Annotated in this window: 21 protein-coding genes; 13 read left to right on the forward strand and 8 right to left on the reverse strand. The window is 47.1% G+C overall.

What is annotated here, in order from left to right:
* Window positions 1-19: 19 nt before the first annotated feature.
* Genes ubiB through QUE62_RS08295 form a run of 6 tightly spaced genes read right to left on the reverse strand, consistent with a single transcriptional unit; the run spans window position 20 to window position 8,215 of the window.
* Complete coding sequence (ubiB, locus tag QUE62_RS08270) at window positions 20-1,603, reverse strand: ubiquinone biosynthesis regulatory protein kinase UbiB (RefSeq protein ID WP_286223566.1); 1,584 nt, start codon at window positions 1,601-1,603, stop codon at window positions 20-22.
* A gap of 2 nt (window positions 1,604-1,605) precedes the next feature.
* Window positions 1,606-2,217, reverse strand: coding sequence for a ubiquinone biosynthesis accessory factor UbiJ (locus QUE62_RS08275; protein WP_286223567.1), 612 nt, complete (start codon window positions 2,215-2,217; stop codon window positions 1,606-1,608).
* Between the two features lie 52 nt (window positions 2,218-2,269).
* Window positions 2,270-3,199, reverse strand: coding sequence for a Tim44 domain-containing protein (locus QUE62_RS08280; RefSeq protein ID WP_286261507.1), 930 nt, complete (start codon window positions 3,197-3,199; stop codon window positions 2,270-2,272).
* A gap of 50 nt (window positions 3,200-3,249) precedes the next feature.
* Window positions 3,250-3,993, reverse strand: coding sequence for a bifunctional demethylmenaquinone methyltransferase/2-methoxy-6-polyprenyl-1,4-benzoquinol methylase UbiE (gene ubiE, locus QUE62_RS08285; RefSeq protein ID WP_286261509.1), 744 nt, complete (start codon window positions 3,991-3,993; stop codon window positions 3,250-3,252).
* A gap of 2 nt (window positions 3,994-3,995) precedes the next feature.
* Window positions 3,996-4,379 (reverse strand): gamma-butyrobetaine hydroxylase family protein, encoded by a 384-nt coding sequence (locus QUE62_RS08290; RefSeq protein WP_286223570.1) that lies wholly within the window; start codon window positions 4,377-4,379, stop codon window positions 3,996-3,998.
* Window positions 4,379-8,215, reverse strand: coding sequence for a DUF3683 domain-containing protein (locus QUE62_RS08295; protein WP_286261511.1), 3,837 nt, complete (start codon window positions 8,213-8,215; stop codon window positions 4,379-4,381). Before QUE62_RS08295 ends, QUE62_RS08290 begins: the two co-directional genes overlap by 1 nt.
* A gap of 119 nt (window positions 8,216-8,334) precedes the next feature.
* Between QUE62_RS08295 and ilvA the strand changes: the two genes are divergently transcribed.
* The 3 genes from ilvA to queF are packed head-to-tail and all read left to right on the forward strand — an operon-like array spanning window position 8,335 to window position 11,619.
* A complete protein-coding gene (gene ilvA / locus QUE62_RS08300; protein WP_286223572.1) occupies window positions 8,335-9,855 on the forward strand; it encodes a threonine ammonia-lyase, biosynthetic in 1,521 nt (506 codons plus the stop codon).
* Between the two features lies 1 nt (window position 9,856).
* Window positions 9,857-10,771 (forward strand): 5'-nucleotidase, encoded by a 915-nt coding sequence (locus tag QUE62_RS08305; RefSeq protein ID WP_286261512.1) that lies wholly within the window; start codon window positions 9,857-9,859, stop codon window positions 10,769-10,771.
* 8 nt (window positions 10,772-10,779) lie between these two features.
* Window positions 10,780-11,619 carry an NADPH-dependent 7-cyano-7-deazaguanine reductase QueF gene (gene queF / locus QUE62_RS08310; RefSeq protein ID WP_286261513.1) on the forward strand — a complete coding sequence of 280 codons (840 nt, stop codon included), beginning with the start codon at window positions 10,780-10,782 and terminating at the stop codon, window positions 11,617-11,619.
* 2 nt (window positions 11,620-11,621) lie between these two features.
* Here the strand turns inward: queF and ssb are convergent, their stop codons facing one another.
* Together ssb and QUE62_RS08320 are read right to left on the reverse strand one after the other, a co-directional pair.
* Window positions 11,622-12,065 carry a single-stranded DNA-binding protein gene (gene ssb / locus QUE62_RS08315; protein ID WP_286225286.1) on the reverse strand — a complete coding sequence of 148 codons (444 nt, stop codon included), beginning with the start codon at window positions 12,063-12,065 and terminating at the stop codon, window positions 11,622-11,624.
* 41 nt (window positions 12,066-12,106) lie between these two features.
* On the reverse strand, window positions 12,107-13,270 hold the full coding sequence (locus QUE62_RS08320; protein ID WP_286225288.1) for an MFS transporter: 1,164 nt from the start codon (window positions 13,268-13,270) through the stop codon (window positions 12,107-12,109).
* 37 nt (window positions 13,271-13,307) lie between these two features.
* On the opposite strand from QUE62_RS08320, the gene uvrA reads away from it, so the two are divergent.
* From uvrA to hprK, 10 genes are read left to right on the forward strand one after another with little or no spacing between them, the layout of a single operon-like run.
* Window positions 13,308-16,220, forward strand: a complete 2,913-nt coding sequence (uvrA, locus tag QUE62_RS08325) for an excinuclease ABC subunit UvrA (protein WP_286261515.1) — start codon at window positions 13,308-13,310, stop codon at window positions 16,218-16,220.
* Window positions 16,221-16,256: 36 nt separating this feature from the next.
* Window positions 16,257-17,246, forward strand: coding sequence for a KpsF/GutQ family sugar-phosphate isomerase (locus QUE62_RS08330; protein ID WP_286226729.1), 990 nt, complete (start codon window positions 16,257-16,259; stop codon window positions 17,244-17,246).
* 3 nt (window positions 17,247-17,249) lie between these two features.
* Window positions 17,250-17,825: a KdsC family phosphatase gene (locus QUE62_RS08335; RefSeq protein ID WP_286223579.1), complete on the forward strand. Its 576-nt coding sequence runs from the start codon at window positions 17,250-17,252 to the stop codon at window positions 17,823-17,825.
* Window positions 17,826-17,836: 11 nt separating this feature from the next.
* Complete coding sequence (gene lptC / locus QUE62_RS08340) at window positions 17,837-18,481, forward strand: LPS export ABC transporter periplasmic protein LptC (protein WP_286223580.1); 645 nt, start codon at window positions 17,837-17,839, stop codon at window positions 18,479-18,481.
* The gene (locus QUE62_RS08345) at window positions 18,478-19,014 is read left to right on the forward strand and encodes an LptA/OstA family protein (protein WP_286226730.1); all 537 of its coding nucleotides are present in this window, start codon (window positions 18,478-18,480) and stop codon (window positions 19,012-19,014) included. The genes lptC and QUE62_RS08345 overlap by 4 nt, the downstream gene beginning before the upstream one ends.
* A 1-nt stretch (window position 19,015) precedes the next feature.
* Window positions 19,016-19,768, forward strand: a complete 753-nt coding sequence (gene lptB, locus QUE62_RS08350) for an LPS export ABC transporter ATP-binding protein (RefSeq protein ID WP_286223582.1) — start codon at window positions 19,016-19,018, stop codon at window positions 19,766-19,768.
* 59 nt (window positions 19,769-19,827) lie between these two features.
* Entirely contained in the window at window positions 19,828-21,147 is a 1,320-nt protein-coding gene (gene rpoN, locus QUE62_RS08355; protein ID WP_286226731.1) for an RNA polymerase factor sigma-54, read from the forward strand.
* 15 nt (window positions 21,148-21,162) lie between these two features.
* Window positions 21,163-21,492: a ribosome hibernation-promoting factor, HPF/YfiA family gene (gene hpf, locus QUE62_RS08360; RefSeq protein ID WP_286223584.1), complete on the forward strand. Its 330-nt coding sequence runs from the start codon at window positions 21,163-21,165 to the stop codon at window positions 21,490-21,492.
* Window positions 21,493-21,519: 27 nt separating this feature from the next.
* On the forward strand, window positions 21,520-21,981 hold the full coding sequence (locus QUE62_RS08365) for a PTS sugar transporter subunit IIA (protein ID WP_286226732.1): 462 nt from the start codon (window positions 21,520-21,522) through the stop codon (window positions 21,979-21,981).
* The gene (gene hprK, locus QUE62_RS08370) at window positions 21,978-22,964 is read left to right on the forward strand and encodes an HPr(Ser) kinase/phosphatase (protein ID WP_108509129.1); all 987 of its coding nucleotides are present in this window, start codon (window positions 21,978-21,980) and stop codon (window positions 22,962-22,964) included. The genes QUE62_RS08365 and hprK overlap by 4 nt, the downstream gene beginning before the upstream one ends.

The following is a 22,964-nucleotide window of genomic DNA, read 5'->3' on the forward strand; positions in this document are numbered from 1 at the left end:
CAATTCAGGCGGATTTGCCTTAAATGGAGTGGATTCGGACCAAAACCAAAAGAGCGCCGACTAAGAAACCGCTGAGGAATAAAGCGATTCCGAGCCATTGGCGACGTTTGCGTCGCTCATCGATTAACAGCTGTTTCAGCAAATCCAACTCAGGGCGCTGCTCTTTACGGTGAACCTGTTCCAGGTTTTCAGCAATCAGACGTGGCAAGGTAGGCAAAATCTTCGCCCAATTTGGCGCCTCTTTCTTTAGCCCATCAATGAGTCCTCGCAATCCAAGCTGCTGGCTCACCCAGCGCTCCAAAATGGGTTTTGCTGTTTTCCAAAGGTCGAGGTCAGGGTCCAATTGACGACCCAGGCCCTCCACATTTAAGAGGGTCTTTTGCAATAAAGTAAGTTGGGGTTGAATCTCAACCTTAAAGCGACGTGATGTTTGAAAGAGTCGCATCAACACAATACCCAAAGAAATATCTTTCAGTGGTCGATCAAAATAGGGTTCGCAAACGGTGCGCACTGCGCCCTCCAACTCTTCTAATCGAGTATTTGCTGGAACCCAACCTGATTCAATGTGTAACTCGGCAACGCGCCGATAGTCGCGATTAAAGAATGCCAAGAAATTCTGGGCCAAATAATTCTTATCAAACTCGCTCAAATTTCCAACAATCCCGAAGTCGAGGGAGATGTATCGACCAAAGGTATTGGGGTCCAAGCTGACTAAGATATTTCCTGGGTGCATGTCCGCGTGAAAGAAGCCATACTCAAAAACTTGAGTAAAAAAGATCTCAACCCCATCGATAGCCAACTTCTTAAAATCAACTCCTGCAGCGCGCAACTCATGCGTTTTACCAATTGAGACGCCATACATCCGCTCCATCACAATCACATTGGTATGGCATAAATCCCAAATCATTTCAGGAATCATGAGTTTGTCGGAGTCTGCAAAATTGCGGCGCAATTGGCTAGCATTAGCCGCTTCGCGCATCAGATCAAGTTCATCGTGCAAATAGGTATCAAATTCAGCAACTACCTCTCGTGGCTTGAGTCGTCGACCATCTTCTGAAACTTTCTCGACAATGCGTGCCAAGTCATGCATTAAAGCCAAGTCGCTCTCAATCACCGGCAAAATACCAGGGCGCAATACTTTGATGGCGATCTCTTTATTAGCCCACTCGGGATGCGTCTCGTTACCTCGCAAGACTCCAAAATGAACCTGCGCGACCGATGCACTCGCCACTGGCGTTGCATCAAACGATGAAAAAATCACTTCGATCGGGTGGCCTAATGCTTTTTCAATAATCGCCTTGGATTGCTCATTAGAAAAAGGCGGGACACGATCTTGAAGCTTCGCTAGTTCATTAGAAACATCATCGGGCAATAAATCCCTACGGGTCGATAGGACCTGACCAAATTTAACAAAAATTGGGCCAAGCGCCTCAAGTGCTAAGCGAATTCGCTCGCCACGAGGTAACTGACTTGGGGAGGTTGATGCAATGAGTCCAAGAAAGAACCGGCGCACACCGGGTCTCAAATTATCGCGAATCAGCCCAAATAAATTAAAGCGCCAAGCCGTATAGAAAATAATGCTTAGGCGAACAATACGACTCACAGTTAATCCCGACTTTTTTGTAAAAAAGAAATTCGCTTTTCAAGGCGCTCAACCGCATCACGAACTGCCTGAATCTCCATTTTATGAGAAACAAAATCGCGTTGATGCAATAAGACTTTTTTTTCCTCACTTAGGTACTCGACCATATTCCCTTGCAAATCAAGGATTGCTTTCTCTGTCGCTTTAGCAAAGCGTTTGGCTTGCGTACTAATATAGTGTGCGGGTGCATCACCGATAATTCTGGCTAAATCTTCCTCGTACTCCCAACGCAATTGATTTGAAAGCTTAGCAATCAATTGAGCCAATTGGGCATCGCCCGTTATTTTGACGGCTCTCATCGCCCGGTCTTTGATGGTTCCCTGCGGGGCGCTAAGCGCTGAAAAGCTGTTGGCATCAACTTCTAAAACCAAATTAGGATGCGGATGCACTTCAGATAAAAGAGCAATAAACGAGTCGTCCTGAATTTGCCATTGCATTGACCCGATTGGCAAAATTAACTCGATTACCTGCCCTTGATGATTACTTAAATCACGCAAAGCCCACTGCTCACGCTCAAGGACATGATTAATGGCGCGCACCAAAGCCGTTTTTGGGAAATCAAAACGCAGGTTCATAGTGTAAAAAACCCGCACAAGGCGGGTTTTCCAATCGGGGAAAAGTTAAAGCTTAAACCAATTGCTGAATACCAGCTAGAACCCAGCCTCCAGGACCATTGACAGGCTTCGATAAATTCCAAACCTCCCTAAATGGTTCAGCGGGTCCATCTGCCTGCTCCCGAATCATGCCAGTGAACTCAACGCTGCACAGGTAGGTATTCGCATCGGTCTCAACACCCAAGAGTTCAGCGTTTAGCGTGACCACATCGGTATGATTTACACCTTCAGCACGGCCCTGCAGATCACGTTGCAAGCTGGCAAACATTTCGGGGGTTGTAAATTCGCGCAATGCCTCAAGATCGCCAGCATCCCAAGCCTTTTGCAAACGCGTGAAGTAGTGTTTTGCATTGGCCAAAAATGCGATTTGATCAAAGCCTTCAGGCAGTTGATAAGCAGGGGCCTCCTCAAGCATTGGGCTTGGAGATCCAAATCCAGCATTCACTGGATGACTAGGCGTAAAGGCAGGCTCTTGCCTCGCGGTTCGTTGCATTCCATTAGAAGCAGGCACTGGGCTTGGCATATTTTTAGCGCTGGCTGGCATAAAGCGGCGCAGCACGAATAACAATACAAAACCAACTAAGACGGCCAATAAGAGTCCTGTCAAAAATGAAGCAGCGGCCTCACCTAAACCAAAGTGCGAAAGCAAGTAAGCAATTCCAAGACCTGCTGCAAGACCGCCTAACATTCCACCTAAGCCCGAACGCTTAGCTGCAGCGGCTGGAGCAGCAGCTTGAGCTGGTGCCGCAGCAGGTTGCTGCGCTTGCTGTGCTGGTTTTTGCTGGGCCGGAGGTTGTGCTTGTTTTTGCTTAGGCGCGTTGGCAGAGCGACCGATGTTCGACCCACCGCCCAAACGCTTTGCGTCAACAACAGCGACATGCCCAACCGATAAAAAAGCAAAGGACAGTGCAAAAACACCGGCTTTTAAATAAGTACTTTTCATTGAATCAGTCTCCCATCTACGATCTGTAAGTATTACTTTACAGTGAATATCTAGTATTTAATACCAATATGCAAGGCGACGATACCCCCAGTCATCCTATGGGTATGGACCTCATCAAACCCAACGCTCTCCATCATGGCTTTGAGGGTTTGGGCATCTGGATGCATGCGGATTGATTCTGCCAAGTATTGATAACTAGCGGCATCCTTCGCAACCTTGTCCCCAAGCCATGGCAGCACCTTAAAGGAATATAGGTCGTAAATTGGGGCTATGAGTGGGTCTGGCTTGGAAAACTCCAAAACTAAAACCTTACCCCCAGGTCGAATCACCCTAGCCATCTCCGACAAGGCACGCTCTTTATGCGTCATATTCCGCAGACCAAATGCAACGCTCACTACATCAAAATGGTGATTTGGGAAGGGGATCTGTTCTGCATCAAACTGAATGCATGGAATTGCAAGACCGCGATCCAAAAGTCGATCTCGACCTACCGATAGCATGGATGCATTGATATCGCTTAACCACACCTCAGCCTCAGGATGAATGCCCCATTGCGCAGATTGCGCAAAAGAGTAGGCAAGGTCGCCAGTCCCACCAGCAATATCAAGCACCCGGTCGCCGGCCTTAACATTCGCTTGGGCTAAGGTAAATTTTTTCCAGAGGCGATGCAAACCGGCCGACATCAGATCGTTCATGATGTCGTATTTCGAAGCTACCGAATGGAAGACCTCGGCAACTTTCTCGGCCTTTTGAGACTCATCAACACTTTGATATCCAAAATGGGTCTTTGACATATTTAGTGCCCACAACCATGGGATTTAGTCACCATCGCAGCATCGCGATCAATACCGGCGATTTTGCAGCGCTCAAGGTAATCTTTCCACAAAGACTCTTGGTTTTCACATAACTCATACAAATAGTCCCATGAATAAAGACCCGAGTCATGACCATCTGAAAAAGTTGGCTTAATTGCGTAATGACCAACTGGCTCAATGTTTACGATGCCAACGTCTCGCTTACCCGTTTGTAAGACCTCCTGCCCTGGTCCATGACCACGTACCTCGGCTGATGGTGAGTAAACACGCAAAAACTCAAAAGGTAAACGATAGCTCTTTCCATTCTCGTATTGAAGCTCGAGAACCTTTGAGTTTTCATGCACGATTAAATTGCTTGGAATCATTACACTAATACCCTTTCAATTCCGCCTTGGTTGGCCTTAGTTACGTAGCTTTCAAGCCAATTGTCACCCAATAAATGCTTGGCCATTTCAACCACAATGTAATCCGCCTTGGTCTCGCTATCGCCATCAAAACGCGATAAGCCTTGTAAGCACGATGGGCAACTGGTTAATACTTTAACTTCACCAGCAAAGTCTTTCCTTAGTTCGGTCGCACCCTTTTCCATTTCAATTTGCTTGCGATAACGCACTTGAGTTGAAATATCTGGCCGAGTAATTGCTAGCGTACCGGACTCACCACAGCAACGCTCGTTCTTCACAATTGCCGTGCCATCCTCAAGTGTAATCAGCTCATTGACTGTCTTCAAAGGGTCCTGAAGCTTCATGGGGGTGTGGCATGGATCGTGATACATATAGCGAACTCCCTCAACACCCTCAAGTCTTAGCCCTTTCTCGAGCAGGTACTCATGAATATCAATAATTCGACAACCTGGGAAGATTTGATCAAACTGATAGCCTGCCAGTTGATCGTAACAGGTACCACAGGAGACCACGACTGTTTTGATATCGAGATAGTTCAAGGTATTAGCCACCCGATGAAATAGCACTCGATTATCCGTAATCATTTTCTCGGCTTTATCAAAGTCGCCGTTTCCCTTTTGCGGATAACCGCAGCACAAATACCCAGGGGGTAGTACGGTTTGCACACCAACGTGCCAAAGCATTGCCTGAGTCGCCAATCCCACTTGTGAAAATAGTCGCTCCGAACCGCATCCTGGGAAATAGAAAACCGCTTCCGTATCAACACTCGTCTCCAAAGGATTACGAATAATCGGTACATAGTCCGCGTTTTCAATATCCAAAAGTGCGCGGGCAGTCTTTTTGGGTAAATTGCCGGGCATCTTCTTATTCACAAAATAAATCACCTGCTCTTTCAAAGCAGGCTTACCAACTGTCGCAGGTGGTGATTGTGTTTGCTGAACGGCCCATTTTTTGAATAATTGATGGGCAAAGCGCTGCAAGCCATAACCCCATTCAATCATCACCTTACGACTCATTCGGATTGTTTCGGGATTAGTTGCATTGAGGAATAACATCGATGCGCTAGTACCTGGATTAAAGCGGCGCTGCCCCATCTTACGTAACAAATTACGCATATTCATGGTGACATCGCCAAAATCGATTTTGACTGGGCAGGGCGTATAACACTTATGACAAACGGTGCAGTGCGCAGCAACGTCATCAAACATTTCCCAATGCCGAATCGATACCCCGCGGCGGGTTTGCTCTTCATATAAAAATGCTTCGATTAATAATGAAGTGGCAAGAATTTTGTCTCTGGGGCTATACAACAAATTTGCTCGAGGCACATGAGTTGCACAGACTGGCTTGCACTTTCCACACCGCAAACAATCTTTTACGCTGTCAGCAATCGCTCCGATATCGCTTTGTTGCATGATGATCGATTCGTGACCCATGAGTCCAAAGCTTGGGGTATATGCCATTTGTAGATTGGCATTTGGCATTAGCTTGCCTTTATTAAAGTGGTTGTTTGGATCCACTCGATTTTTATAAGAACGAAATTCTTTGAGTTCCTCGTCCGTGAGGTACTCTAATTTTGTAATACCAATGCCATGCTCACCCGAAATCACGCCGTCCAAGGAGCGTGCCAAAACCATAATGCGATCAACTGCACGGTGGGCATCTTGCAACATCTCATAATCGTCCGAGTTCACCGGAATATTGGTGTGAACATTGCCGTCTCCAGCATGCATATGTAAGGCAACAAATACGCGTTTGCGTAATATCTTCTGATGAATTGATTTAATTTCTTTTAATACCAAATCAAAGGTGGAGCCACCAAAGATGACTTGCAGTGGGGCAAGCAATTCGTTTTTCCATGAAGCGCGCAGGGTACCATCTTGCAACTGTGGGAAAAACTGATCTATTTTCTCTAACCACTCTGCCCAGCGAGTCCTTACTTCACGTAGTAGTGTCTGGGCCTGAATGACGCGATCGCCCACCATTTCTGCTCGTGAAATATCCTCAATCTCGTCATTTGCACGAATCGGGAGTGTTGCTTGATTGATATATTGCTCGAGGGCATCAAGTAACTGAATTTTATTTTTAAGTGATAGCTCGATGTTAATTTGTTCGATTCCATCGGTGTACTCGCCCATTCGCTCGAGCGGAATCACCACATCCTCATTAATCTTGAATGCATTGGTATGCTTTGCAATCGCCGCCGTTCTCGCTCGATCCAACCAAAACTTCTTACGCGCTTCAGCGCTCACTGCTACAAAGCCTTCACCTACACGCCGATTGGCCACACGCACCACTTCGCTAGTCGCAGCAGCAACGGCCTCCTCATCCTCTCCAGCGATATCACCGATGAGTACCATTTTGGGCAAACCGTTGCGTTTGGATTTTGTGGAGTACCCCACCGCTTTTAAATAGCGGTCATCGAGGTGCTCGAGTCCCGCCAATAGGGGTCCACCTTTTTTACTTAAATCATCCAAATAGGCTTTGATCTCAACAATGCTTGGAATGGCTTCACGTGCCTGGCCAAAAAACTCCAAACAAACGGTACGCATATGCTTTGGCATACGATGCAAAATCCAGGTGGCACTTGTAATCAGACCATCGCAACCTTCTTTTTGAATACCCGGTAAGCCGGATAAAAATTTATCCGTAACATCTTTACCCAAACCTGCTTTCCTAAATTTAGCGCCCTCGATTTCTAAAACCTCGGAACGTAAAACCTTGGCTTGAGGTGCCGCCTTGCCATCCGACCAGATCAAACGAAACCGAGCAATGCCTTGATCATGAATCTTGCCAAGGTTATGGTCGAGCCGCTCAATGTCTAACCAATTTCCATCGGGATCCACCATGCGCCAACTAGCCAGGTTATCCAAAGCGGTTCCCCATAAGACTGCTTTCTTACCACCTGCGTTCATAGCGATATTTCCGCCAATGCAGCTGGCATCTGCTGAGGTTGGATCGACAGCAAAAACGAGTCCTTGTTTTTCTGCGGCATCTGCTACACGACGGGTCACCACGCCCGCCCCAGAGAAAATCGTAGGTACCGGAGTACTTAGGCCAGGCAATACAGAATGTACGACCGCTCCAAGATCAATTAACTTTTCTGTATTAATCACCGCCGACATTGCCACCATTGGAATGGCGCCACCGGTATAACCCGTACCACCTCCGCGCGGAACAATGGTCAGTCCTAACTCAATACATGCTCTGACCAAGTTTGGAATTTCTGCTTCGGTATCTGGCTTGAGAACAACAAATGGATACTCGATTCGCCAATCGGTTGCATCGGTAACGTGCGCAACGCGTGACATTCCGTCAAATGCGATATTGTCAACATGCGTAAATTTGCTAAATTCCTTCTTGGCCCGCTTGCGCAATTGCGATACGGTTTGAAAGTTATTCGCAAAGGATTCCACTGCGGTGCGAGCGGCTGACAGCAAATCGTTGACCTGTTCAGCAAAATCTCCAGAGATCCGTTTTTCAACCTCACCCAAACGATGCCATAGGGCCTGAATGAGTGCCTCGCGTCGTTTGGGGTTATCTAATAAATCATCTTGCAAATAAGGATTACGCTCGACGACCCAAATATCACCCAGCACCTCAAACAGCATCCTGGCAGAGCGACCCGTGCGTCGCACACCACGCAACTGCTCCAAAATTTCCCAAGCCTTCGCCCCTAAAAGACGAATGACGATCTCTCGATCAGAAAATGAGGTGTAGTTATACGGAATCTCACGAAGACGATGGGATTGCGTATCGATCTCAGACAAACTATCTAAGGAGATAGGTGCGTTCATAGTGGCCAGTCGATTAAAGCTCTATTTTAGATGAGCTTGATCATTCCCGTTACCAATCGATTTGGCACAATATTGAATTAATTTAAGGACTTATGTACTAAGCATGGTACGCTTTCGTGATGAAAAATGATTATTTAAGCCGAATTGAGAACGCCAAGGTCTACGATGTTGCACGCAAAACAGAATTAGAGAAGGCTCGGGATCTAAGCGCACGCTTTCAAAACACGATTCTTTTAAAGCGCGAAGACAGTCAACCGGTCTTCTCATTTAAGTTGCGCGGTGCATATAACAAAATGGCCGGATTGAGCCCGGCGGCTCTTAAAAAGGGGGTGATTGCCGCCTCTGCCGGCAATCATGCGCAAGGTGTTGCACTGTCCGCCGCTAAACTCAAATGCAAGGCGGTGATCGTGATGCCAATCACTACCCCTCAAGTCAAAATTGATGCAGTGAAGGCTCACGGTGGCAAGTGGGTGGAACTGGTCTTGACCGGTGATTCTTACAGCGATGCCTATCAAGAAGCTCAACTGCTTCAGAAAAAGAAGGGGTACACCTTTATCCACCCTTTTGATGATCCAGACGTCATTGCTGGTCAAGGCACGATTGCTAAAGAAATCCTCGATCAACACCCTGATCCAATTGATGCCATTTTTGTGGCAATTGGCGGAGGAGGCCTAATCTCAGGAATCGGCGCCTACATCAAATCAGTTAGGCCAAAGATCAAAGTGATTGGTGTGCAAACGGTTGACTCAGATGCGATGAAACAGTCTTTACAACTAGGTAAGCGCGTTGAACTGAAGGAAGTTGGTCTGTTCTCAGATGGCACCGCGGTCAAGCAGGTCGGCAAGGAGACCTTTAAGATCTGCCAACAGGTAGTTGACGACATTGTCTTAGTCGATACCGATGAAATCTGCGCTGCGATCAACGATGTCTTTACTGATACGCGCAGTATTTTGGAGCCCGCAGGCGCACTCGCTATCGCCGGTTTAAAGAAATATGTTGAGAAACATCACCTCAAAAAGAAAACTCTGGTAGCCATTGCGTGTGGTGCGAATATGAATTTCAGTCGTCTACGATTTGTGGCTGAACGTGCCGATGTAGGTGAATTTCGTGAGGCGATCTTTGCGGTCACCATTCCTGAAGAGCGAGGATCTTTTAAAGCGTTTTGCAAAATGCTTGGTAAACGCAATGTCACTGAATTTAACTACCGCATCGCTCATGCCGATCAAGCGCATATTTTTGTTGGCATCGGAACCCAACGGGCGGGTGATAACAAAACTATTGCCAGCGCCTTTCGTAAAGCCGGATTTGCAACCATTGATCTAAGCCATGATGAGTTGGCCAAAACGCATCTAAGACACATGGTTGGGGGCAGTTCCGCCTTGGCCAAAGATGAACTACTCTATCGCTTTGAGTTTCCAGAGCGCCCCGGTGCACTGATGCGCTTTCTAGATAGCCTGGCCCCGAACTGGAATATCAGTTTGTTTCATTACCGTAATCATGGGGCCGATTATGGACAAATCTTATTAGGAATCCAGGTACCGAAGAACGAACAGCCGGCCTTTAAACAATTTTTGAAGACTTTAGGCTATCCTCATTGGGATGAAAGCAAGAATCCTGCGTACCGCCTATTTCTAAAATAAGATGTCTTATACCCTCGCTGGAAAACTAGTCGTTGCCATTTCATCGAGAGCACTCTTTGATTTTGAAGAGGAAAACCGCCTGTTTGAACAAAGTGATGACAGTGCCTACATGAAATTACAGCTTGAACGCTTAGCGATTCCAGCCCAAGTGGGTGTTGCTTTTCCTCTCGTTAAAAAATTACTGCGCTTTAATCAAGATCAGCCGCGTGTCGAAGTTGTGATCCTGTCACGCAACGACCCGGTCAGTGGTTTACGCGTATTTCGTTCTGCCAAACACCATGGGCTTAGTATTGAACGCGGTGTCTTTACCCGTGGTAGGCCACCGTATCACTACTTAAAATCGCTGCAAGCCAACCTCTTCTTATCAGCAAATGAAGAAGATGTACGCGCCACACTCGATGCCGGCTTTCCGGCGGCGCGCGTCTACCCAGAATCCACCAAAATAGCCGAGAACAACCCTAATGAAATCCGTATTGCCTTTGACGGAGATGCTGTTTTATTTTCAGATGAGGCCGAACAAGTTTTTCAGGATCAAGGTCTACAAGCATTTGTTGATCATGAGAGTCAACGTGCTGCCATTCCATTGCCACCCGGTCCCTTTAAGCCCTTGCTTGCCGCCCTTCACCAACTGCAAACCGAAGCTGAACCTAAAAATGAAATGCGCATCCGCACTGCATTAGTCACAGCCCGCTCGGCACCAGCTCATGAGCGTGCCATTCGCACTTTGATGAACTGGGGAATTGATGTGGATGAGGCGATGTTTCTTGGGGGCCTATCCAAGCGCGAGTTTCTGAAAGAGTTCGAGCCTGACTTTTTCTTTGATGATCAAACCGGTCATTGCAATGCTGCCTCCAGTGTCGCCCCAACGGGGCATGTAATTTCTGGGGTCAGCAATACCAACCGGTCCAAAGCCTAAATTTTTCTATGTCTAAATTTATTCTCGGTCAGCAAAGTGCTTACCCTAATCAGTATGATCCAGGTCTGCTCTATCCCATCCCTCGTGCCGAGAATCGCCAGAAACTAGGCATTGAGGAGGGCTCACCTCTACCGTTTTTAGGAGTTGACCTTTGGAATGCTTTTGAATTGAGCTGGCTAAACCCCAAAGGCAAACCACAAATCGCATTGGCTGAATTTGCGATTCCTGCAGAGTCGCCATACATGATTGAGTCGAAGTCGTTCAAACTCTACCTCAATAGCCTCAATCAACATCACTTTGACAATATTGGCGCTGTACGCGAGTGCTTAAGCCGTGATTTAGCCTTAGCCCTTGGTAGTTCATTGCAAATCAAGTTGCTTGACCCATCCCAGATACAAGACCAAAAAAAATACCCATCAATGCAAGAACTAGATGGTCAACTTCTCGATCGCCTTGATATTGAAGTCAATCAAACACAGATTGCTGACCCGCTACTTCTAAGTGCAGATCAAAACTCAGCCCCTATTACACAAACTCTGGTCTCGCATTTACTGAAATCCAATTGCCCGGTTACCGGTCAACCCGATTGGGCCAGTGTACAAATTTATTACCAGGGACGGCCCATCGATGAGGAAGGACTATTACGCTACCTGATTGGCTTTCGTCAGCTTGGTGAATTCCACGAACACTGCGTTGAAAAAATCTTTTGCGATGTTAAGGCTCGCTGCCAACCCGAGAAGCTCTCAGTTTATGCGCGCTACACCCGGCGGGGTGGTTTAGACATTAATCCGTTTCGGGCGGATTTCAATGCTGCCTGGCCCAACAATATTCGTCACGCCAGGCAGTAATACTAGAACGGAATATCGTCATCCATTGCATCAAGTGCATTTGCGCTTGGACTCGATGTGCTCTCAGCAGGCTTAGAACGACCGCTTGATGATTCCTCTCCAGAGCCAGCCATTCGAGCGCCGAGCATTTGCATGCTGTCAGCAATGATCTCAGTGGAATACTTTTCTTGTCCACTTTGATCCGTCCACTTTCGAGTCCGCAAGCGACCCTCGACATAAACCTGTGAACCTTTTTTGAGATATTGACCCGCAATTTCAGCTAACTTACCGAAAAAGGCAATGCGATGCCATTCGGTGTTCTCTTTCATTTCGCCTGTTTGCTTATCTTTATAGCGATCTGAAGTGGCTACTGAAATATTAGTAACGGCGTCACCGCTGGGCATATACCGTGTTTCTGGGTCACGCCCAACATTACCAACGATGATGACTTTATTGACTGAAGCCATTTTGTCTCCCGAAGAAAATTAAATAAAAAGTGTGGCTAAAGCTACTTTGCGGTTTGCGACGATGGAATATCACGCATTGGCCAAGCAATTATAAGCCAGGCAATGATCAAAACGGTGCCGCCAATGAATACCGAAAGGTTTCCAAAAAGCTGCATCATGAGTCCGCCGAGCGCTGCGCCAGTAAATAATCCGACAGACTGAGTCGTGTTGTAGATGCCCAAGGCCGCTCCTTTTTCATCTTTGGCCCAACGCGATACCATCGAGGGTTGCAAGGCTTCAAGTAAATTAAATCCGACAAAGTAAATCAACAGAGCACTGACAATAGTTGTAATGGAATGAGCTTGCAAGAAGATGATTTGTGCAATCAAAAGGATGACAACGGCTGTTAGCAATACAAGCCGTAATTTCTTTTTCTTTTCTCCATAAATAATCCCTGGCAACATCAAAAAGAATGAAACAACGACCACTGGAAAGTAAATTTTCCAATGATCATCCAATGGCATGCCCGCATCCACGAGTAAGCGCGGCACAACCAGGAACATGGCCACTTGGGTGGCATTGAGAACAAACACCCCCACATTGAGCCGGAATAATTCAGGTCTTAGAAAAATTTGCATGAGCGGCTGATGCTCACCCCGAATTTGCTTGGGAGGACTTGGCACCAAGAGCCAGGCAACCAAAAAGCCAATCAAGCCCAACACTGCTAATAACAAGAACATGCCATCAAGGCCAATCGCTCGATAAATTGGCGTCGCAATCACTAATGAAAGGGCAAATGAGATACCGATACTTCCACCCACAATCGCCATTGCCGCAGTTCTCACTTGCTCGCGTGTTAAATCCGCCACCCAAGCAGACACTGCGGCAGAGATTGCTCCTGCTCCCATGAGCCCTCGCCCAATGGCGATCCACAACAAATCATCTCGACTGGCTGCAATCAATGCGCCAGCAATAAATAAACTCAATCCCCATAAAACAACCGGCTTACGACCCACCCGATCCGAAAGAATTCCTAAGGGAATATGGAAAAAGGCCTGAACAATATTAAAAATCCCAAGGGCCAAACCGACCCATAAGGCATTCTCTCCCCCCGGTAAATCCTTGGCATGCAAGGAGAAAACGGGTAACAGCAAGAAAAGTCCCAGCATCCGCAAGCCAAAGATACCGGCAAGGGCAAGGGTTGAGCGTAGTTCGGAAGAGTTCATGGGAAAAGGCTATATTAACAAGTTACGCTAAAAAATCATGAATAACGAAATCAAAATTCGTGGGGCCCGAACCCACAACCTAAAAAATATCAATCTAGATATCCCCCGCGAAAAGCTGGTGGTGTTGACCGGCTTATCCGGTTCTGGCAAAAGCTCTTTGGCTTTCGATACGCTCTATGCCGAAGGACAGCGTCGCTATGTTGAATCACTCTCGGCCTATGCGCGCCAATTTCTGCAGTTGATGGAAAAACCCGACGTGGATGTGATTGAGGGTTTATCACCCGCAATCTCCATCGAGCAAAAGGCAACTAGCCATAATCCGCGCTCTACCGTTGGCACTGTCACCGAGATTCACGATTATTTGCGTCTACTCTTCGCACGGGCGGGCACCCCCTACTGCCCAGATCATGCTCTACCTCTTGAAGCACAGAGCGTCTCGCAAATGGTTGATACGGTGATGGCAATGCCAGCTGATGCCAAACTCATGATCTTGGCTCCTGTGGTGAGTGAACGCAAAGGTGAGTTCGTTGACTTATTTGAAAATCTCCAAGCTCAGGGGTTTGTGCGTTTTCGCATTCGCTCTGGCGGTGGCACGAGTAACGCCGCCAGAGCCGAGATCGTTGAAGCTGATCGTCTGCCGCAACTCAAGAAAAATGATAAGCACTCGATTGAAGTGGTGGTTGATCGAATTCGCGTCAAAGAGGATATTCAACAACGGCTTGCGGAGTCCTTTGAAACTGCCCTACGACTCGCCGATGGTAAGGCCATGGTAGTCAATATGGACACTGGGGAAGAAACCATCTTTTCTAGCAAATTTGCTTGCCCTATTTGCTCCTACTCATTACAAGAACTTGAACCCCGTCTGTTTTCCTTTAATAACCCGATGGGCGCCTGCCCTAGCTGCGATGGACTTGGTCACATCTCCTTTTTTGACCCCAAGCGGGTTGTGGCACACCCTGACTTGTCGCTCGCAGCAGGAGCCATCAAGGGTTGGGATCGCCGCAACCAGTTTTACTTCAAGCTCTTGCAAACCTTAGCGAAGTTTGGCGGCTTTGATCTTGAAAAGCCTTTTGAGAAATTACCCAAAAAAGCCCAGGACCTGATCCTCTACGGATCCGGGGATACAACCATTCCATTTGAGTACCTGAATGAAAAGGGTCGCTCGGTTGTGCGCGAACATGCCTTTGAGGGAATCCTTGCTAATTTTGAGCGGCGCTATCGAGAAACTGATTCGTCGGCTGTTCGAGAAGAATTAGCACGCTATCAAAATATTCGTGCTTGTCCAGATTGCGGCGGTACCCGTTTACGCAAGGAGGCGCGCTTTGTCAAAGTGGGCGATGGTCAGCAAGCGCGCGCCATTTATGAAATCAGTGCTCTACCTTTGCGTGAAGCTCAAGACTATTTCAATACCATCCAATTAAAGGGTGCTAAACGCGAAATTGCTGACAAAATCATTAAAGAGATCGCCTCGCGTTTGCGCTTTTTAAATGACGTGGGTCTAGATTACTTATCTTTAGAACGAAGCGCCGATACCCTTTCGGGTGGCGAAGCACAACGAATCCGGCTTGCCTCACAAATTGGCTCTGGACTCACAGGCGTGATGTATGTACTCGATGAACCTTCAATTGGATTACATCAACGCGATAACGATCGCTTAATTGCAACCCTCAAACACCTGCGCGATCTTGGTAACAGCGTATTGGTTGTAGAGCACGACGAGGACATGATACGGGCCTCAGACTATGTCATCGATATTGGACCTGGGGCGGGCGTACATGGTGGAAAAATTGTTGCCACTGGAACGCCAAGCGAAGTCGAACATCATCCTAATTCATTAACAGGTGCCTACTTATCTGGCCAAGAAAAAATTGCAGTTCCCCAAAAACGCACCGAACATGATGGGCGCTTTTTAAGCATCATCGGTGCGAGTGGTAACAATTTGCAAAAAGTGGATGCACACATCCCCGTTGGCTTATTAACTTGTGTCACTGGCGTATCTGGCTCTGGTAAGTCAACTTTAATTAACGACACCTTGCATCATGCGGTTGCCCAACACCTTTATGGCTCGAGCGCTGAACCAGCTGAACATGATCATATCGACGGTATTGAACACTTTGACAAAGTGATTAATGTGGATCAATCGCCGATTGGCCGCACACCACGCTCGAATCCCGCAACCTATACGGGCCTATTTACTCCGATCCGAGAACTCTTTGCTGGGGTCCCAGCTGCTCGTGAACGGGGATATGAAGCAGGTCGATTCTCCTTTAATGTCAAAGGTGGCCGCTGCGAAACCTGTGAGGGTGACGGCGTTCTCAAGGTCGAAATGCATTTCTTGCCCGATGTCTATGTACCTTGCGATGTGTGTCATGGCAAGCGCTATAACCGTGAGACCTTGGATATTCGCTATAAAGGCAAGAATATTCATGAAGTTCTGTCTATGACGGTGGAGCAAGCCCATGAATTCTTTGAAGCCGTTCCGGTAGTTAAACGCAAACTTAAGACCTTGCTCGATGTTGGTTTGGGATATGTCTGCCTGGGCCAAAGTGCCACCACCCTTTCGGGGGGCGAGGCGCAGCGTGTCAAGCTCTCGCTAGAACTCTCCAAGCGGGATACGGGACGGACCCTTTACATCCTTGATGAACCAACCACGGGATTGCATTTTCATGACATCAAACTATTGCTTGAGGTGATTCATACCCTGAAAAAGCAAGGGAACACCGTGGTGATCATTGAGCACAATCTGGATGTGATCAAAACCGCTGACTGGTTAATTGATCTTGGGCCGAATGGGGGCGCTGGCGGTGGTCAAATTATTGCCACTGGTACTCCCGAAGAGGTCGCAAATCACCCTGCTAGCTTTACCGGAAAATACTTAAAGCCCCTCCTTAAAAAGCAGGCTAATTCAAGCCCCATCAAGAAAAAAGATCTCGAAAAACTTGGGCTTTAGATCCTGCAAAGGGGTAGTCAGCATATACTTATCCCCATGAATGCAAAGAACCAACGCGCTCTGGAATTAGCCTGCACCACCCTTGATTTAGAAGCGGATGCGATTCGCAAAATGCGGGATCGCTTAGCCCAAGATGGGCAGTCAGCCTTGCTGCTTTCGGTTCAGCTTCTCGAACAATGCCGCGGCCGAATTGTTGTTTCAGGAATCGGCAAGTCAGGTCACATCGCCCGAAAAGTAGCCGCCACCTTTGCATCAACCGGTTCTCCCGCATTTTTTGTGCATCCCGCCGAGGCAAGTCATGGCGATTTAGGCATGGTCACTCGTGATGATGTATTCGTAGCGATTTCAAACTCCGGTGAAACCGACGAATTACTCACGATTGTCCCCATCATTAAACGAACTGGCGCAAAATTAATTGCCTTAACAGGGGATCCTAATTCTTCACTTGCTAAATTGGCAGATGCACATCTTGATATTAGTGTTGACAAAGAAGCTTGCCCGCTCAATATGGCACCAACAACTAGCACGACGGCAGCCCTGGCTATGGGTGATGCACTCGCTGTTTCTCTATTGGATGCTCGAGGCTTTAAAGCGGAAGACTTTTTACGCTCTCACCCCGGCGGAAGACTAGGTCGAAAATTAATTGCCCATGTCTCAGAGGTCATGCGTGATCTCTCAAGCACTCCCAAAATCAATGTAAAGGCATCGTTTGTAGAAGCACTTGCAGAAATGAGTGGTCAAAAGATGGGTTTGGTCGTGATTGTGAATGACACCAACCAAGTATTAGGTATTCTGACCGATGGGGATCTACGACGTTTGCTCGAAAAACAGGCAAGCATCGACTCAATTAGTCTGGCAGACGCCATGACCCCTAACCCAAGAACCATACCGCCTGATTTAATTGCTGAAGAAGCCATCGCAATGATGGAGCAACATCGGATTAATCACTTAATTGTGGCTGATCCTGAAAAACGCTTACTAGGCGCCCTCAACTTGCATGACTTATTTGCAGCTAAGGTAATTTAATTGATGGCACCGACTCTTCAATCACACACTACAAACCCATTAACTAACTATCCTCAAGCACTCGAGCGAGCAGCGCAAGTTCGTATATTGGTACTTGATGTCGATGGCGTTCTCACCAATGGTCAGGTTTTTTTTGGGCCAGACGGAAAAGAATCAATCAAGGGCTTTGATATTCAGGATGGCTTTGGCATCAAACTTCTTCAAAGCGTTGGGGTTGAGTGTGCCGTCATTACCGGTCGTCACTCAAAAATGGTGCTTGGGCGCTGTGATGAACTCGGTATTACGCATGCATTTACTGGTGTCAGTGATAAAAAATTAGCACTCCTAGAATTACAGCAACGGGTTACCTTTAATCCTGCCATCGACCTAGCAGTGATGGGAGATGATTGGCCTGACTTATCGATCATGCAATCTGCGGGCTTGCGAATTGCTCCTGCTCAGGCCCACGAAGCGGTCCGTCAAACCGCCCACTATGTCACGCAGGCCAAAGGTGGCTTTGGTGCGGTTCGTGAAGCCTGTGATTTAATCCTCAAAGCCCAGGGGCATTACGATTCGCTACTAGCCAAAGCCAGAGGCTAGGCAAACTCTTCATGAGACTTTCTCGGCACATTATTTATTTATGGATCGTACGCGGTTTATTACGTGTCCTTCCCTTTTTGTTAATGGGCTCGCTAACTTTGGCCACCTTCTGGCTAGTCAAGCGCAGTACACCGCCTGAGTCGCTTGCACTAGCACGCGTGCCACAACACGTACCGGATTACATTCTCAAAAATGCAACTCTATCCAATCTCGATGAGCAAGGACAAACAAAATACCGTGTTTTGGGAAGAAAACTAATTCACTATGAAGACGATGCATCGATCGATCTAGAGCGTCCGCGGATTCGTATCTTTCAAGATCAGGGCGCACCCGTTACAGTACGGGCCGAGCGTGGTCATATTGATGGTGATTTAACGATCTTGGATCTGTATGAAAATGGTGAAATTTTTCGTCCGGCTCAAGAGGCTTTGGGGGATCGCAAGGCTGCCCCCCAATTACTGGCCCGCTCAAGTTACTTCCAAGTTTTAATTAATGATGATATTGTGCGTACCGATAAACCATTAGAGCTTCAACAGGGAATGTCGATCATGAATTCAAGTGGTGGTGGAACGTTTAATAACGTCGATCACAGCGCAAGCCTTAAAGGGCAAGTACGTGGTCGAATCGAGCCTGCTGAGCAAAAGGGTCGTAATTGAGAACCCTGATTTTTATCCTGGCTCTTAGTGCGCTCTCCCTGTCTGCCAATGCCAATCAGGCTGATCGAGACAAGCCGTTGATCATTAATGCCGATCAAGTTGATCTTGATGATCTAAAGCAAAAATACACTCTAACCGGTGATGTTCTTTTAATACGCGGCAGCATGGTCGGCACGGGTGAGCGCGGCTTTGTCCTAGTCACCCCAGAGGGCTATCAAATGATTGACCTAAACGGAAAGTCTAATTTACCAGCCTCAATGCGCCAACGTCGCGAAACCCTGCAAGATGAGTTTATGCAAGGGATCGCCAAAGATATTCTTTATGATGATCAGAAGGAAAGGCTTTTGTTGGTTGGTAATGCCACCGTCAAGCGCCTACTCAATATGCAAATGCTCGATCAACTCCAAGGTTGGCAAATTGAATATGAAGATGTTAAAGAGAGTTATCAGATCAAACCACAAAAGTTGGACCTAAGTCGTCCCCCGCAATCAAGGGCAATCTTGGCTCCCAGAAAAAAAGTGCTTGTTCAATAAGATGACCTCGGCTTCTCCCTCCGTTCTTCAAGCGACATCGCTGCAAAAGCGGTATGGCTCTCGCACAGTTGTACGTGATGTCAGTATTGAGGTCGCAAGCGGTGAGGTCGTTGGCTTATTGGGACCTAATGGTGCTGGCAAAACAACCTCGTTTTACATGATTGTTGGCTTGGTCCCGCTCGATGGCGGGGATATTCGCTTAAATCAAAAGAAAATTAGCCATCTTCCGATTCACCAGCGTGCTCGAATGGGACTATCTTATTTACCCCAAGAGGCTTCTGTTTTTCGTAAATTGAATGTGGCGGAAAATATACAAGCCGTATTAGAGCTTCAAGAAACGAATGGCAAACCATTAAGCAAAAAGCAAATTCAGGCTCGTTTAGATGAGCTACTAGGCGAATTACAAATTAGTCACTTGCGCAATAATCCAGCCCTTTCCCTGTCAGGGGGGGAGCGGCGGCGAGTTGAAATTGCGAGGGCACTTGCCTCTTCACCTAAATTTATCCTGCTCGATGAGCCGTTTGCAGGTGTTGATCCGATTGCTGTAGGCGAAATCCAACGGATTGTGCGTTTTCTAAGGGACCGCCAAATTGGGGTTCTGATCACCGATCACAATGTGCGCGAGACTCTCGGCATTTGCGACCACGCTTACATTATTAGCGAGGGAAGCGTTCTCGCCGCTGGTAAGCCTGATGAAATTATTCAAAATGATGCGGTTCGAAGGGTTTATTTGGGAGAAAACTTCCGCATGTAGTGCACCAATTTGGTGAATTTTTGCGATTGGCGACCGTGAAGCCTTCCTAGAATGGATTCATGCGCTTTTCGATTAGTCCCCGACTAGGCCAACAAGCCAGCCTCAGCCCACAACTTCAACAAGCTGTGAGGCTCTTAATGCTCTCGAATCTCGAACTTGAGCAAGAGCTTGAAAAAGCCGCTCTCGATAATCCAATCATCGAATTTGAACCTGGCGCGGCTCATCACTCCACGCGTAGTGAGGGTGATGGACTTGAACAAATACCGAATCAAATCTCGCTTCAAACTGCCCTCGCTGAACAAATTCGGGTAATGAATATCAACCCGAGACTTAAAGCGGCAGTTCACTACTTGGCAGCATGTCTCGATGAGCGCGGCTTTCTAACTGAAAGCCTTGAAATCATCACCCTTGAAATCGCTGAACGTTTTCAGGAGCAGTACACCCTCGCTGAATTACAAATAGCATTAGGCCACTTACAGCAATTAGAGCCTATTGGTGTTGGCGCACGCGATCTGAGCGAATGTCTATGCATCCAACTTCAAGAAAAGCTAAAGCAGGCAACTATTACCCCTGAAGAAAGGGCCACTCTTTCGCTTGCCCTACAAATTTGTAAATCCCACTTAAGTAAGGTGGCAAATCGAGAGTATGCAAAGTTAAAGGTTCTTTTGGGTAAATCTGAAAGCAGTATTGAGGCGGCAATTCGGAAAATTAAAACGCTTAACCATCATCCGGCAGCCAATTATGACGATGGCATTGATCAGTTGGTGACCCCAGATATTGTCGTTTACAAAAAGCGCAACCTATGGCTTGCTAAACGTAATGAGGAAGCCGTTCCAAAAGTCTCATTAAATCAAGAATATATCAACATCATCTCTGAACACCGTGACCATGCCGATATTGGTGCAATGCGCCAAAAAATGACAGAAGCAAAATGGTTATTAAAAAATATTCAACAACGGGAAGAAACCATACTGCGCGTGGCTTCTGAGGTCGTTGCACGGCAACAATCCTTCTTTGAGTCTGGGGATATTGCACTCCGCCCATTGGTTTTACGAGAAATCGCTGATAACCTAGAGTTGCATGAATCTACTGTATCTCGTGTAACGAAGCAAAAGTACTTAAGTTGCCCCTTGGGTTTATTTGAACTAAAACATTTCTTTAGTCATTCCATTGCCTCAGAGCAAGGTGATCGAGTCTCCACAACCGCGGTTCATGAAATTATTCGTCGTATCGTGGCCAATGAGTCTCCTGGTAAACCAATCTCTGATCACTCGATTGCAATGATTTTAGAAAACCAAGGGTATGCGGTTGCTCGGCGCACAGTAGCGAAGTATCGGGACTCACTGCGCATCCCAGCCATGCATTTGCGTAGGCATTAATCATGGAGGTTTATAATGAATTTACGCATCAACAGCCGTCATCTCGAAGTTACTCCAGGCATTCGTGATCACTTAGAAAATCGTCTAGAACGAATTCGTAAGCATTTTGATCATGTGATTGATGCCTCTGCATTTCTCATGATTGATAAAGCAAAAGAAAAAGGATTAAGACAAACGGCTGAATTGACTCTTCATCTCAAGGGAAAGGAGTTATTTGCTCAGGCGCATCACGAAGATTTGTATCACGCAATGGATGCCGTCATCGATAAACTCGACCGACAAGTTATCAAGCATAAAGAGCGAATCCAAGATCACCATCACGATAAACATCAGCTGCAAAATTAAGTGTATTGACCCCTATAATCAGGGGTCATGAATGTTCTTAGTCGCCTATTTACTACTGACAGCATTAATTTGAATGCACAAGCGTCTAACAAGGCGCAGGCATTCGAAAATGCTGGTCAGTATTTTGCGACCAAACTTCAAATTCCGTCCGAGACTGTCTTAAGTTTCCTAAATGCCCGGGAAGCTCTGGGTTCAACTGGTCTTGGATTCGGTGTAGCCATACCTCATGGACGAATTAAAGGCTTACAAGAGCCATGTGCGGCTCTTTTTAAGCTCCAAACCCCAATTGAGTTTGGGGCCCCAGACGGCAAACCCGTTTCACTCCTCCTTTTTCTATTGGTTCCAGAAAAGGCAACCCAGGAACATCTTGAAATCCTAGCGGTCATTGCTCAGCTACTCACCAACCCCCAAACCCTTGACCAGTTGCAAAATGAGACTGATCCTGAGAAAGTTAGGGACTTGATTTGCCACTGGGAGGCTTTGCAATGAGCCAGCAACTTTTACTGGAAGACGTCACAGCCCAACAGATCTTCGATGAAAATATTGGGGATTTAAAGCTGTCTTGGATCAGCGGCCTCGAGGGCGCTGACCGAAAATTCAACGCTGATGCCGTCAAGTCTGCGGCCGCCTCCTCTGATTTGGTTGGGCATTTAAATATGATTCATCCAAGCCGAATTCAGATATTCGGGAATCAAGAGATTGACTATCACGCCAAACTACCAAGTGCTGAACGTCAAACCCAAATCTCCTCTCTGATCGCGAGTAAGCCGCCCTGCATTATTGTGGCCGACGGCTGCAAAGCAGATGAGGAATTACAACTCTATTGCCAACGTTCCTCCACTCCCCTCTTTGCGACCAATACTTCTGCTGCAGAGGTCATTGATCACCTGCGGTTTTACTTAACCAAGATTGGGGCGCCTTGCATTACGATGCACGGCGTTTTTATGGACATCTTGGGTCTTGGCGTCTTAATTACTGGTGAATCCGGCTTAGGCAAGAGCGAGCTCGGTCTCGAACTAATTTCTCGTGGTCATGGTTTAGTAGCCGATGATGCGGTTGACTTTACACGACTCGGGCCAGACTACATTGAAGGTCGCTGTCCTGAGATTTTGCGCGATCTTCTCGAAGTTCGTGGTTTAGGTTTACTGGATATTCGGACGATCTTTGGTGAAACCGCGGTTCGACGGAAGTTGAAACTCCGCTTAATTGTGCAGCTGGTTCGTCGCAATGATGGTGAGTTCGAACGCTTGCCGATTGAATCCCAGTTTGTCGAGGTTCTTGATATCCCAATTCGCACCGTGAAAATTCAGGTGGCTGCTGGACGAAACTTAGCAGTTCTCGTTGAGGCTGCTGTTCGTAACACCATTTTGCAACTAAGAGGCATTGATACTCTCAAAGATTTTATTGAGCGTCAACGCAATCAAATGAATCTCGATAGCGAACATAATAAATCCCAAGGCCGTCTCTTATAA

It is taken from the genome of Polynucleobacter sp. HIN9 (assembly GCF_030297635.1).
Classification (GTDB): domain Bacteria; phylum Pseudomonadota; class Gammaproteobacteria; order Burkholderiales; family Burkholderiaceae; genus Polynucleobacter.

Coding starts and splice junctions, on each gene's coding strand:
- QUE62_RS08275 (WP_286223567.1), bottom strand. CDS start 2,217: ATGAACCTGCGTTTTGATTTCCCAAAAACGGCTTTGGTGCGCGCCATT.
- QUE62_RS08280 (WP_286261507.1), bottom strand. CDS start 3,199: ATGAAAAGTACTTATTTAAAAGCCGGTGTTTTTGCACTGTCCTTTGCT.
- ubiE (WP_286261509.1), bottom strand. CDS start 3,993: ATGTCAAAGACCCATTTTGGATATCAAAGTGTTGATGAGTCTCAAAAG.
- QUE62_RS08290 (WP_286223570.1), bottom strand. CDS start 4,379: ATGATTCCAAGCAATTTAATCGTGCATGAAAACTCAAAGGTTCTCGAG.
- QUE62_RS08295 (WP_286261511.1), bottom strand. CDS start 8,215: ATGAACGCACCTATCTCCTTAGATAGTTTGTCTGAGATCGATACGCAA.
- ilvA (WP_286223572.1), top strand. CDS start 8,335: ATGAAAAATGATTATTTAAGCCGAATTGAGAACGCCAAGGTCTACGAT.
- QUE62_RS08305 (WP_286261512.1), top strand. CDS start 9,857: ATGTCTTATACCCTCGCTGGAAAACTAGTCGTTGCCATTTCATCGAGA.
- queF (WP_286261513.1), top strand. CDS start 10,780: ATGTCTAAATTTATTCTCGGTCAGCAAAGTGCTTACCCTAATCAGTAT.
- ssb (WP_286225286.1), bottom strand. CDS start 12,065: ATGGCTTCAGTCAATAAAGTCATCATCGTTGGTAATGTTGGGCGTGAC.
- QUE62_RS08320 (WP_286225288.1), bottom strand. CDS start 13,270: ATGAACTCTTCCGAACTACGCTCAACCCTTGCCCTTGCCGGTATCTTT.
- uvrA (WP_286261515.1), top strand. CDS start 13,308: ATGAATAACGAAATCAAAATTCGTGGGGCCCGAACCCACAACCTAAAA.
- QUE62_RS08330 (WP_286226729.1), top strand. CDS start 16,257: ATGAATGCAAAGAACCAACGCGCTCTGGAATTAGCCTGCACCACCCTT.
- QUE62_RS08335 (WP_286223579.1), top strand. CDS start 17,250: ATGGCACCGACTCTTCAATCACACACTACAAACCCATTAACTAACTAT.
- lptC (WP_286223580.1), top strand. CDS start 17,837: ATGAGACTTTCTCGGCACATTATTTATTTATGGATCGTACGCGGTTTA.
- lptB (WP_286223582.1), top strand. CDS start 19,016: ATGACCTCGGCTTCTCCCTCCGTTCTTCAAGCGACATCGCTGCAAAAG.
- rpoN (WP_286226731.1), top strand. CDS start 19,828: ATGCGCTTTTCGATTAGTCCCCGACTAGGCCAACAAGCCAGCCTCAGC.
- hpf (WP_286223584.1), top strand. CDS start 21,163: ATGAATTTACGCATCAACAGCCGTCATCTCGAAGTTACTCCAGGCATT.
- QUE62_RS08365 (WP_286226732.1), top strand. CDS start 21,520: ATGAATGTTCTTAGTCGCCTATTTACTACTGACAGCATTAATTTGAAT.
- hprK (WP_108509129.1), top strand. CDS start 21,978: ATGAGCCAGCAACTTTTACTGGAAGACGTCACAGCCCAACAGATCTTC.